Origin of the sequence: Yoonia sp. (genome assembly GCF_017854415.1) — a bacterium.
In the GTDB taxonomy this organism is placed as follows: Bacteria; Pseudomonadota; Alphaproteobacteria; order Rhodobacterales; family Rhodobacteraceae; genus Yoonia.
Genome location: NZ_JAFMHR010000101.1, coordinates 1 through 11,504 on the forward strand (window position 1 = coordinate 1; position 11,504 = coordinate 11,504).

Annotated in this window: 12 protein-coding genes; 8 read left to right on the plus strand and 4 right to left on the minus strand. The window is 55.4% G+C overall.

From position 1 onward, the window contains the following. From QZ197_RS11610 to lpxK, 6 genes are all read left to right on the plus strand, one after another. Positions 1 to 1,517 (plus strand): DUF2125 domain-containing protein (locus QZ197_RS11610; RefSeq protein ID WP_296432138.1); only part of this gene is annotated, 1,517 nt, incomplete at its 5' end. 117 nt (positions 1,518 to 1,634) lie between these two features. Beyond that, on the plus strand, positions 1,635 to 2,981 hold the full coding sequence (locus QZ197_RS11615) for a TldD/PmbA family protein (RefSeq protein WP_296432139.1): 1,347 nt from the start codon (positions 1,635 to 1,637) through the stop codon (positions 2,979 to 2,981). Next, on the plus strand, positions 2,968 to 3,759 hold the full coding sequence (locus QZ197_RS11620) for a 3'(2'),5'-bisphosphate nucleotidase CysQ (RefSeq protein ID WP_296432140.1): 792 nt from the start codon (positions 2,968 to 2,970) through the stop codon (positions 3,757 to 3,759). The genes QZ197_RS11615 and QZ197_RS11620 overlap by 14 nt, the downstream gene beginning before the upstream one ends. 37 nt (positions 3,760 to 3,796) lie before the next feature. Beyond that, positions 3,797 to 4,042: a DUF4170 domain-containing protein gene (locus QZ197_RS11625; RefSeq protein WP_296432141.1), complete on the plus strand. Its 246-nt coding sequence runs from the start codon at positions 3,797 to 3,799 to the stop codon at positions 4,040 to 4,042. Between the two features lie 21 nt (positions 4,043 to 4,063). After that, positions 4,064 to 5,260, plus strand: coding sequence for a glycosyltransferase N-terminal domain-containing protein (locus QZ197_RS11630; RefSeq protein WP_296432142.1), 1,197 nt, complete (start codon positions 4,064 to 4,066; stop codon positions 5,258 to 5,260). Further along, the gene (gene lpxK / locus QZ197_RS11635) at positions 5,260 to 6,246 is read left to right on the plus strand and encodes a tetraacyldisaccharide 4'-kinase (protein ID WP_296432143.1); all 987 of its coding nucleotides are present in this window, start codon (positions 5,260 to 5,262) and stop codon (positions 6,244 to 6,246) included. Before QZ197_RS11630 ends, lpxK begins: the two co-directional genes overlap by 1 nt. Here the strand turns inward: lpxK and QZ197_RS11640 are convergent. From QZ197_RS11640 to QZ197_RS11650, 3 genes are read right to left on the minus strand one after another with little or no spacing between them, the layout of a single operon-like run. After that, on the minus strand, positions 6,243 to 7,364 hold the full coding sequence (locus QZ197_RS11640; protein WP_296432144.1) for a CoA transferase: 1,122 nt from the start codon (positions 7,362 to 7,364) through the stop codon (positions 6,243 to 6,245). The genes lpxK and QZ197_RS11640 overlap by 4 nt on opposite strands. Before the next feature lie 32 nt (positions 7,365 to 7,396). After that, a complete protein-coding gene (locus tag QZ197_RS11645) occupies positions 7,397 to 8,062 on the minus strand; it encodes a DsbA family protein (RefSeq protein ID WP_296432145.1) in 666 nt (221 codons plus the stop codon). A gap of 15 nt (positions 8,063 to 8,077) precedes the next feature. Continuing rightward, on the minus strand, positions 8,078 to 8,587 hold the full coding sequence (locus QZ197_RS11650; protein WP_296432146.1) for a DUF721 domain-containing protein: 510 nt from the start codon (positions 8,585 to 8,587) through the stop codon (positions 8,078 to 8,080). Positions 8,588 to 8,655: 68 nt separating this feature from the next. On the opposite strand from QZ197_RS11650, the gene mutY reads away from it, so the two are divergent. Continuing rightward, on the plus strand, positions 8,656 to 9,708 hold the full coding sequence (mutY, locus tag QZ197_RS11655; protein ID WP_296432147.1) for an A/G-specific adenine glycosylase: 1,053 nt from the start codon (positions 8,656 to 8,658) through the stop codon (positions 9,706 to 9,708). Positions 9,709 to 9,759: 51 nt separating this feature from the next. Then, positions 9,760 to 10,902, plus strand: coding sequence for an alkane 1-monooxygenase (locus QZ197_RS11660; protein WP_296432148.1), 1,143 nt, complete (start codon positions 9,760 to 9,762; stop codon positions 10,900 to 10,902). Positions 10,903 to 10,935: 33 nt separating this feature from the next. Here QZ197_RS11660 and QZ197_RS11665 read toward each other — a convergent pair whose 3' ends face one another. Further along, the gene (locus QZ197_RS11665; protein WP_296432149.1) at positions 10,936 to 11,274 is read right to left on the minus strand and encodes a hypothetical protein; all 339 of its coding nucleotides are present in this window, start codon (positions 11,272 to 11,274) and stop codon (positions 10,936 to 10,938) included. Positions 11,275 to 11,504 lie beyond the last annotated feature (230 nt).

The following is an 11,504-nucleotide window of genomic DNA, read 5'->3' on the forward strand; positions in this document are numbered from 1 at the left end:
TGAAAGGGACGACAATGACCTATTCGACTGGATTGCGCAGCGCCGTTTGTGCCGCCGCTTTGATTGCGGGCAACGCCGCACATGCTGATTTGACCGCTGCTCAAGTTTGGGAGGACTGGCGCGCGCAGCTAGAGCTTTACGGCGAGGATAGCGTGTCAATCGAAGCGGTAGACACCTCTAGCGGTACGGTCACAGTCCGCGATCTGTCCCTTACATTCACAGATGAAGAGATGGTCGCCAAGACAATGATTGGCGACATCAATTTCAATGAGCAAGCAGACGGATCTGTTCGAGTGACAATGGATGAACAGTTCCCCATTACGTTCACAACGGCAGACAACGTGGTCGTCAAAATCATGATGGCCCAAGAAAACTTGGAGATTACCGTCAGCGGCGTACCTGAATTGATGGAATATGATGTCACCGCCGATAGCTATTCCATCGCCTTTCAAGAGGCGGTTGATGGAGATGTGACAATCAATGGTGATGCACAGATGACCGCCACAGATCTTGCCGCGTCGTATACTGTTGCGACGGGCGCAATGCGCGACATCTCAAGTACCTCTTCGATTGGTGCGCTTGATCTTTTGGTTGATTTCCAAATCCCGGGTGGCAACAGCGAATACATCACCGCCGCAGCCAAGATTAGTGACATGCGTACCCAAAGCGAAGTAACGATGCCACTTCCCGAAGATATCACGGACCCCGATGATCTGTTCGCGAACGGTTTCTCGCTGGCTGGTGGTTATATCATCGATAACGCAGACTATGTTTTCGACATCAATGCCGAAGGCGACCAGACAGCCGGTTCCGTCAGCACGGGCATGGTAACCCTGACGGGCGAATTAAATTCACAAACGGTCGGATACGATTCGCAAACTCTCGATATGTCGGTGAATCTGCAAACCAATCAGGTCCCTTTCCCGATCAATGTGGAGATGGGCGAATATGGCACTGGATTCCGTATGCCTGTGGGCGCAGCAGATGCGCCGTCCGATTTTGGTTTCAAATTCGATTTAGTCGATCTGGTTGTGGGTGATGCCCTTTGGGGTCTGTTTGATCCAAACGGCGTTCTGCCTCGTGATCCTGCAACATTGCAAATTGCGCTCAGTGGCAAAGCAAAAGCTTTGTTCGACATAATGGACCCAAATGCGGAACCCGTGCTGGGCGAAGATGGGATGCCGTTCGAACTGTCATCTATGTCGCTTGATACGCTGAAAATCATGGCTGCTGGCGCGTTGTTCACAGGCAATGGTGCGTTCAACTTTGACAACTCGGACACCCAGACCTTTGCGCCGCTGCCCCGCCCCGAAGGCGATGCAACCTTTGAAATCACCGGCCTGAACAAGTTGCTTGATAACCTTGTTGCGATGGGTCTGGTCCCAGAGCAGGACATCATGGGCCCACGCATGATGATGGGTATGTTCGCCCGTTCAACTGGCGATGATCAGATGGCGATTGACGTTGAAGTCACGCCAAGCGGTCAGGTCAACGTGAACGGCAACCGCGTCCGCTAAATCGAAAACCGAAACTTGAGGGGCGCGGGTGGTAACATCTGCGCCCTTTTCGTTTGCCCCCTGACCTTGCGGGGGGCAGCTGTGCGCACTAGGTCTAGGCCAAGCAAAGGACATCTGATGACCCAATCTCTTTCCGACCTTTCCGATCAAATCCTCGCCGCCGCCCGCCGCGCCGGAGCCGATGCCGCTGATGCGATCGCCGTTGATGGCACGTCGCTGTCGATCACAGTGCGCGAAGGCGCATTGGAACAGGCAGAACGCTCCGAAGGGATCGACATTGGCTTGCGCGTTTTTGTCGGAAAGCGGCAGGCTTGCGTGTCATCATCTGACACCAAACTTGCCACGCTGAACCAGATGGCAGAACGCGCGGTCGCGATGGCCAAAGAAGCACCCGAAGACCCCTATGCTGGCCTTGCCGATCCGTCGCAGCTAACGACCAATATTCAAACGGAAACGCTGGAATTGTTCGACCCCAGCGACGAACCTGACCCCGCCGCCTTGCAAGAGGACGCGACCCGCGCCGAAGCTGCCGCTTTGCGCAACTCTAGCATCAGCCAAGTCCAATCCGCTTCTGCCGGATATGGCCGCCGCCGCATTCATTTGGCCGCTTCCAACGGATTTTCCGCAGGCTATGCCCGCAGCGACCGTGGCCTGTCTTGTGTCGCAATCAGCGGTACAGGCGCAGGGATGGAACGTGACTATGACTACGACAGCCGTGTGTTTCAGGCCGACCTGCGCGACGCAGAAGAAATCGGGCGCATCGCTGCAGAACGCGCGGTTGAACGCATCGGGGCGAAAAAGCCGAAAACAGGCGCTTACCCCGTCTTGTTTGACGAACGTGTTGCCAGCGCTTTGATTGGCAGCCTGCTACAAGCAACCAACGGCATGATGATCGCGCGCGGCTCTAGCTGGTTGCGCGATGCAATTGGCGAACAGGTTTTGCCAAGCGGCCTATCGGTCATCGAAAACCCGCACCGCGCCCGCGTGACCGGATCGCGATTGTTCGACGCCGAAGGTTTGGCCACATCGCAGCGGTCCATCGTGGAAAACGGTATTCTGACAGGATGGACACTTGATCTGGCGACCGCGCGTAAGCTTGGGATGCAAAGCACGGCAAACGCCGCACGCGGCACCAGTTCGCCACCGTCACCTAGCCTGACCAACGTCAGCCTGACCCAAGGGCATCAAACGCGGGAAGAACTGATCAAGGACATAGGCACCGGCCTGTTGGTGACCTCAATGATCGGCTCTACCATCAACCCGAACACAGGTGATTATTCCCGCGGTGCCGCTGGTTTCTGGGTTGAGAATGGCGAGATTACTTATCCGGTGAACGAGTGCACCGTCGCAGGCAATCTGCGCGACATGCTTAAGACCATTATTCCAGCTAATGACGGGCGCATGCATCTGTCACGGGTTGTTCCATCGCTGCTGGTGTCGGGGCTTACCCTTGCCGGAGACTGATGTCGCGCTGCTGACCGACGCAGCACGCCATGCAGGTGAAATCGCAAAGAAGTACTTTCAGAATGACCCTAGCGTCACTGATAAACCGGGCGGTGCTGGCCCGGTAACCGAAGCGGATTTGGCCGTGAACGCTATGCTTGAATCGTCGCTCCGATTAGAGCGTACCGACTACGGCTGGCTGTCAGAGGAAACCGAAGACAACGCCGCAAGATTGACAACCAAACGGCAGTTCGTGATTGATCCGATTGATGGGACCCGCGCATTCATCAACCATAGCAAAGATTGGGCGCATGCATTGGCCGTTGTCGAAGACGGCGTCGTGATGTCGGCTGTCGTTTATCTGCCGATGCACGACCTGATGTTCGCCGCAACAAAGGGTGGCGGCGCCACGGTCAATGATGTGCCGATCAAGGTCACGCAGGCAGGACTTGAAGGTGCGACAGTTCTTGGCGCAAAACCCAACTTCGACGCCCGTTTCTGGAAAGACGGCATTGTTCCTGATGTAGAACGCGTCTTTCGGTCCTCACTTGCCTATCGCCTTTGCTTGGTCGCGCAAGGACGGTTTGACGGCATGCTAACCCTTCGACCCAGTTGGGAATGGGATATCGCCGCAGGCGCGCTGATCATCGAAGAAGCAGGCGGCACCGTTTCTGACCAACACGGCGCACCCCTGAAATTTAACAATTCGCACCCACAAGTCCCCGGTGTTTTGGCGGCAGGACAGACATTGCATGCCGCCCTCGCTGCCAGACTTGAGCAGCAACCCGCAAACACCTAGAGTGTGCGTAACAACCAGAACTCACAAAGGTTTCCCCATGACACAGCGCTTACATCTCGTCTTTGGCGGAGAATTGATCGACCTTAGCAAAAACGCGTTCAAGGACGTCGACGCAATTGATATCGTCGGCATGTTTCCCGATTATGAGACCGCCTATAACGCTTGGAAAGGTGCCGCCCAGCGCACAGTTGATAACGCGCACATGCGCTATTTCATCGCGCATATTCACCGTTTGCGTGACGAAGAGAAACCTGCTTCACCGACTGAAGAGCTTGACAGCTAACCATTTCGCTTAGGACCTTTCATGGCAAGATCCCTGTCCATTGCAGCCTATGTGGCCAACTTGGGATCAGCCGAACAATCCGGAAAGCTGATTGCGCAACCGCCCCGTCCAAAAGGGACGATCATTTGGGCGCGGTGCTGTGATCCAGATCAATTGACCGCCGTGGAAACACTGGAACGGAAATTATCGGTAGACGGTGATCCGATACATGTGGTTGCAACATTACGAAACTGGCAGGCAGAATACGCGGCCCGCGCCCTGCCGGAGCCTCAAGGAAAAGAGGCTATTCGGGCATTTGTTGCCCATTGGCGCCCCGCAATGTGCGTTTGGGTTAAGGGCGATCTAGACCCGCTACTTATGGCAGAAATACGCAGTGCCAGCCTACTCAGCATTCTCGTAGACGCAACCACCGAAGGTTTGGAAAACGTCGCTGGTCGTTGGGTTCCAGGTGCAATGCGTTCAATGTTGTCCCAGTTCGAGGCCGTCTGGGCGCTTGATCAGGCCGCCGCTGACGGACTGGTACGCGCAGGAACCCCCGAGGATACGATCCTCGTGACCGGTGCCATGGAAGACTGCGCGCCTACCTTACCCTGTGACGAAACAGAGCGGAGCGATCTTGCCCATGCAATCGGCACGCGTCCGGTCTGGCTGGCCGCCGCAGCGCAGGCTGATGAATGGGATGACCTTTGCATCGCGCAAAAAATCGCCAGCCGCACGGCACATCGTCTTTTGTCGATCATTGTACCCGCTGATCCAAAAGTTGCCGCCCCGATGGCAGATCAAATGCGTCAACTTGGGTTTCAGGTGGCACTACGCTCTGAACAGTATGATCCTTCGGATGTGACGCAAATCTACATTGTTGATACCGAAGAAGAGCTGGGTCTGTGGTACCGGATCGCACCGATCACATATATGGGTGGAACGCTTCATGGCGAAACTTGCTGTGATCCCTTCGAGGCGACAGCATTAGGATCAGCCGTGCTCTATGGCCCGCATGTGGCACCATTTCAGCGCCGCGCGGCACGACTGACTGAAGCTGGCGCATCGCGGTTCATTCAAACCGGTGCGGAGCTTGGGCCTGCAATCGAAAGCCTATTGTCAGTCGATAAAACAGCGCAGCTTGCCCATAACGCATGGGATGTAACGTCTCGCGGGGCGAATGTCACAAACCGGATTGCGGCGTTTATCCAGCTTCGCTTGGAAGAATTGGTTCCTTGATGCGCGCTCCTTTATTTTGGTTCACTGCCCCCGATAGACCGTCGTTTCTAGCACGAATGCTAGCCCCAGTGGCTGCTCTCTATGCGATTGGCACAGCACGGCGCTTGCGCCGCATGCCCAAGATAACGCCGACCATTCCGGTCATCTGTATCGGCAATATCAACGCAGGGGGTACTGGCAAAACGCCGACGACGATTGCGTTGATTGAACGCTTGATTGCCCGTGGGCACACGCCGCACGTTGTATCACGCGGCTATGGCGGTAGCCTTGAAGGGCCTGCACGCGTTGATGAACGCACGCACAAAGCAGATCAAACAGGGGACGAGCCGTTATTGTTGGCGGCATTTGCGCCGACTTGGGTCGCCAAGGACCGCGCCGCAGGTGTGCAATGCGCCCAAGATGCAGGCGCGGATGTCGTGCTGCTTGATGATGGTTTTCAGAACCCTGACGTCGCCAAGGATTTGTCGATTGTCGTCGTGGATGCGATGCGCGGATTTGGCAACGGGCGGGTGATGCCTGCGGGCCCTTTGCGCGAAACGGTTGATGCTGGAATGAAGCGTGCTGATCTGGTGTTGTCGATTGGACCGCCTGCGGCGCAAGACCGCTTTGCCGCGCAGTGGTCATTTGAAGTTCCGCATTTGGTCGGGCATCTGGCACCGTTGCCTACAGGCATGCCTTGGCGTGACCTCAAGCTTTTGGCCTTTGCAGGTATTGGCCACCCCGAAAAGTTCTTTGTCACATTGCGCGATATGGGTGCCAACCTTGTGCGGACACAGGCGCTTGGTGATCACCAACCGCTGACAGATGCGCTGATGAAGCGATTGGAAATCGAGGCCGCAGCGCAGCGCGCCCAGCTTGTGACAACCGAAAAAGACGCAGTGCGTCTGCCCGATAGTTTCCGCATGAAAGTGCTGACTTTGCCTGTGCGCCTGCAACTGGTCGATTGGGCCCCGATCGATGATGCTTTTGTCAGGCTCGGACTTTAGTCCAGTAAATCCTGATGTTGCCCCAGCTTTGGTGAAGCTGTCGTCGCCGTGCTTTCTGCGTCCGAAAACACAATCGGCAAACGAACCGATGGCACACCGTCCAGATCAATCTGCATTCCGCGATGAACGACCTGCGGATCAGCAAAAGTTTCAGCCATATCGTTGATCGGACCCGCCGGAACCCCGTGCGCTTCGCAGGCGGCAAGCAGATCAAGCTTCGTCCATTGCGAGGTCTTTGCAGACAGCAGATTGTCCAGCGCATGCCGATTGGCCAAGCGGGCAGCATTGGTGGCATAATCGGGATGCGCTGCCAGTTCGGGCAAGCCCAATAACGCGCAGAACTGGCGATATTGCCCGTCATTGCCGCTGGCGACGATGATATGCCCATCCGCGCAATCAAACACTTGGTAAGGTACAATATTTGGGTGCGCATTGCCCAAGCGTTTGGGCGCGTTGCCAGTGGCAAGGTAGTTCATCGCCTGATTGGTCATGACCGATGTCGCCACATCCATCAGCGCCATATCAATGTGTTGACCTTTGCCTGTTGACTGGCGTTGATGAACTGCAGCCAAGATACCCGTGCAAGCATAGATGCCCGTAAAGATATCAGTAACAGCAACGCCCACCTTTTGCGGCTGCCCGTCCGGATCACCGGTCACGGACATCAGACCAGACATGCCTTGGATGATATAGTCATAGCCAGCACGCGCTGCGTAGGGTCCATCTTGGCCAAATCCCGTGATTGAGCAGTAAATCAGACGTGGGTTAAGCGCCGCTAGACTGGCGTAATCCAAACCGTACTTAGCCAGTCCACCAACCTTGAAATTTTCAATCACGATGTCTGCGTCAGAAACCAGCTTGCGCACTTGCGCTTGGCCCTCAACAGTTCGAAAATCAATCACTACGGATTTCTTGCCGCGATTACAGCAATGAAAATAGGCTGCTGTCTGTTCGCCGTCATGGGTGACGAATGGCGGACCCCATTGGCGCGTATCATCGCCTTGGGGGCTTTCGACCTTGATGACCTCCGCCCCAAGATCGGCCAGCGTTTGTCCGGCAAGCGGGCCCGCAAGGACCCGCGCCAGTTCGATAACCTTCAAACCTGCAAGAGGCTGCATGTGATGTCTTTCAATTCAAACCTAAGCTTAAGTTAGCCTAGCTTGCCGTCCAACACCTCAGCAAATTCATCATAGGCCATGTTTGAATATTTCTGCCCGTCGATCAGGAAAGTCGGGGTAGAGTTGATGCCATCACGTTCTGCGTTTTCTTGATACCAAGTGAACAACGCTTCGGCCTTGGCGCCATCGCTTAGGCAGGCATCCAATGTTGCGTCATCCAAGCCGGCGGTCTTTGCCAAACGGCGCAGGTCTTCGATAATTGTCGCAGGATCGCCGGACGCCAGCCATGCACGCTGTTCGGTATAAAGCAGTTCCGAGAACGCAAAGAAGAATTTGGGATCATCACTGCAACGCGCAATCATTGACGCCCACAAACCGGGGCGGTCAAAGTACACCTCGCGGTAGACAAAGCGGATGCGGTCATTTTCGATATAGTTGGTTTTGAGCAGTTGATACTGGTTCGCATGGAACGTCGCACAATGCGGACAAGTGAACGAAGCGTATTCGATCACTTCGACATCTGCGTCAGGGTTACCCTGAACCATCTCGATCACCTGCGGCAACACGCCATCAGTGTTTTGCGCAAAGGCCGCACCAGGCAGCAGCCCAGTTTGCGGATCAGGTCGTGTGAGTGTCCATCCGGCGCCCAAAGCGACCAAAGCACTGCCACCTGCGGCTAAAAGAGTTCTGCGTTCCATGTCTACCTCAAATTTCTACGAGTTTTGTTTGTGTATAACGTTCGCGCCCAGCGCCGCCAGTGCTGCGCGCAAATCATCGCTTGCTATGCCATCAGATAGGGACTTTGCGGTGGATTGCACCGCCTCTGACGGGGTTTTCTTTGCTTTGGGTGCAGGTGTGAATGCCACGCGACCCTCGGCGAAACCTGTCGGGGCGGTTTGCGTAATCCGCACCCGTGAAATCGCGCGGTAGCCATAGCAGGCATTCACCTTTTCGCGAATCTGTTCTTTCTGCATTTCTAGCATCGGGGCTTGCGCGCCAGTGGTCAGCAAGGTCAGCGTCGCGCCCATGCCGCCTTTGCCGTAGCTTACGTTCACAGGGGTCGCGATTTGTGCAGTCGCTTCGCCGACAACCTCGGTCCAATGGGTCAAAAGGCGGGTCACCGCAAAGCCACGCTCTTCGCTCGCGTGCCGAATGCGGGGCTGCATCAACGTCGCCGCACGAGAGAATCCGCGCGTGGTGCTTTTTGGACGTGGTTGTTTCATAACTAAGGACTACTCTATGACAGATGACGCGCCAAGTCAGCGCACTGAAAATGACAGGTGAATAAACATTGCGTGACTTAAGCCGCGACCTTTTGGATTGGTATGACGCCAATGCCCGCGAAATGCCGTGGCGTGTTTCGCCCAGCGCGCGCAAAGCTGGCGTTTTGCCAGACCCCTATGCCGTTTGGATGTCAGAGGTGATGTTGCAGCAAACCACCGTTGCCGCCGTGCGCGATTATCACCGCAAGTTTCTGGCTATTTGGCCTACGGTCCAAGACCTAGCAGCCGCAGATGATGCCGATGTGATGGCTGCTTGGGCGGGTCTTGGATATTATGCCCGTGCGCGAAACTTGCTGAAATGCGCCCGCGCTGTTGTGGCGGATCATGGCGGCGTTTTTCCTGATAACCACGACGCACTGCTGACTTTGCCCGGAGTTGGGCCGTACACGGCAGCGGCTGTTTCATCTATTGCGTTTGACCAGCCCGAAACCGTTGTTGATGGAAACGTCGAACGTGTGATGGCACGTCTTTATGATGTGCATAATCCGCTCCCCGCCTCAAAGGGTGAATTAACGGCGCTGGCCAAGAACTTGACCCCCGCGCAAAGGCCCGGTGATTATGCCCAAGCGGTGATGGATTTGGGTGCAACGATCTGCACCCCGCGCAATCCGGCCTGTGGCATTTGCCCTTTGCGTTCACCGTGTAAGGCACGACTGGCTGGCACTGCCGCCGAGTTGCCCAAGAAGACGCCAAAGAAAAAGACGCCAACGCGGTTTGGCATCGCTTATGTTGCACGTCGCGCGGATGGTGCTTGGTTGCTGGAAACCCGCCCTGATTCTGGGTTGCTGGGCGGCATGTTGGGCTGGCCTGGATCGGACTGGGGCGATGACCCGCAACCTGCGCCGCCGCTTGCCGCAGAATGGGAAGAGCTCGAGGCTGAAGCGCGGCACACCTTCACTCATTTCCATCTTCGCCTGAAAATCATGACAGCACGTATTGGCACAGGGCAAAACCCATCTAGCGGCGTGTTTGTGCCGCAGAACGCATTCAGCCCGACCGCGTTGCCCACAGCGATGCGCAAGGTTTATGATCTCGCATCAATGACGCTACGCGATGATTGAGCATCAAACCGCTGCCCACTACCGTGCAGTCAACCACTCTGGAGACCTCACATGACCGCCGGACCAACAACACCAAAGATAGCGCAGTTGCGCACGGCCTTGCCGTTTTGGCTATCGCTTGGGCTTCTTCCACTGTCAATCCTTGCCGCGGTTAAGGGTGGGTGGTTCATCGCGTTACTGCCACTTTCGACGTGGTATCTGTTCTCTGCGCTTGATTACGTCGTGGGTCAAGAAACCGACAATCCAGACACTAATACGCCTGAAAGCCAGCTTTTTTGGTACCGGCTGATTACCTTGATCTGGGCGCCGCTACAGATCGTGACAATCTTTGGCATCTTGGCCTATGTGACTGCGACCGACCATTTGGCTCGCTGGGAAGAATGGGCCCTGTTCGCGGCCCTTGGCATTCTGTCTGGCACCGTTGGCATCGTCTATAGCCATGAATTGATGCACCAGAAACCCCGGATAGAGCGTTGGCTGGCTGACATCTTGCTGGCGTCGGTTCTCTATGCGCATTTCCGGTCTGAACACTTGCTGGTCCATCACCGCTATGTCGGCACACCACGTGATCCAGTTTCTGCGCGCTATGGCGAAAGCTTTTACAGGTTTTTCCTGCGTGTTTTGCCTGCTTCGCTGCTGTCATCCTTTAAGGCCGAAATGGGCATGCTAGCCCGAAAAAAACTGCCTTGGCATCACAAGTCGAACCCTTTCTGGCTCTATCTCGGGCTACAGGCCAGCTTCGTTCTGCTGGCCGGGTTGATCGGCGGCTGGTGGGGCATTTTCCTGTTCACGGTGCAGGCATTTTGGGCCATATTCCAATTGGAATTGGTGGATTACGTCGAACACTATGGCCTGACGCGCAAACACTTGGGCCATGGCAAATACGAACACGTCCTACCGCGCCATTCGTGGAACGCGACGCAGAAAGCATCGAATTGGTTGTTGATCAATCTGCAACGGCATTCCGACCACCACTATAAACCCAACAGGCGGTTTCCGTTGCTGCAAACATACAGCAACGACGAGGCACCGCAGATGCCGTACGGTTATCCAGTGATGACGATGATTGCACTTGTGCCATACGCTTGGAAAAAAGTGATGCACCCGCATATCAGAGACTGGCGGGCGCGGCATTATCCCGAGATCAAGGATTGGGGGCCGTATAAAACGGCGAGCAATCCGATGCCGGGGTAGGAACGTAAGACGAAGCAAGTATCGTCAGCGGATCTAAAGTAACAAATCGCTCAAGCCAAACTGTGCTCCGATAACACCGATGACAATACCAATTGGAAGGCCGAAGATCAGGGCAAGCGGCTTCCGTGGCTTTTGCAGCTGTCTGGGCGCAGAAAACCTTCCTGTTGATATGAATTCAAACACTCGCAGCGACAACAGATAGAAACCAGTCCAACACCCAGCAAGAACCAATATAACGAGTATAGATCGCCAGGATCCTGTTCGCGCAAGATCGAACATGCCGTCGATAGCGAAGCCTAAAAATACGCCCGTCGCAGCAAGACCAGCCCAGATGAGCCAGTCAAAAGTTTGCATTTTTTGCCGTGGTTTCATCAACTGCTACCTTCCTACATCCGAGTTTTCTCAGCAGAAAACAGGCTTGGTCCTAATTTTGCAAGCTCCTCATCGAATAGTGGGGAACGAGTAGGCAGATCGCAAAAAAACCCCGCCATCAGATATGGATGGCGGGGATAAAGTTAGTGCACGCGGGCCGTCCCACGTTGGGATAGCTTGCCGCAGGCACCGGCGGTATCAACTTTGGTGAAGTGTTAGTGCTTCGCCAT

Coding starts and splice junctions, on each gene's coding strand:
- QZ197_RS11625 (WP_296432141.1), top strand. CDS start 3,797: ATGACACAGCGCTTACATCTCGTCTTTGGCGGAGAATTGATCGACCTT.
- QZ197_RS11630 (WP_296432142.1), top strand. CDS start 4,064: ATGGCAAGATCCCTGTCCATTGCAGCCTATGTGGCCAACTTGGGATCA.
- lpxK (WP_296432143.1), top strand. CDS start 5,260: ATGCGCGCTCCTTTATTTTGGTTCACTGCCCCCGATAGACCGTCGTTT.
- QZ197_RS11615 (WP_296432139.1), top strand. CDS start 1,635: ATGACCCAATCTCTTTCCGACCTTTCCGATCAAATCCTCGCCGCCGCC.
- QZ197_RS11645 (WP_296432145.1), bottom strand. CDS start 8,062: ATGGAACGCAGAACTCTTTTAGCCGCAGGTGGCAGTGCTTTGGTCGCT.
- QZ197_RS11665 (WP_296432149.1), bottom strand. CDS start 11,274: ATGAAACCACGGCAAAAAATGCAAACTTTTGACTGGCTCATCTGGGCT.
- QZ197_RS11660 (WP_296432148.1), top strand. CDS start 9,760: ATGACCGCCGGACCAACAACACCAAAGATAGCGCAGTTGCGCACGGCC.
- QZ197_RS11650 (WP_296432146.1), bottom strand. CDS start 8,587: ATGAAACAACCACGTCCAAAAAGCACCACGCGCGGATTCTCTCGTGCG.
- QZ197_RS11640 (WP_296432144.1), bottom strand. CDS start 7,364: ATGCAGCCTCTTGCAGGTTTGAAGGTTATCGAACTGGCGCGGGTCCTT.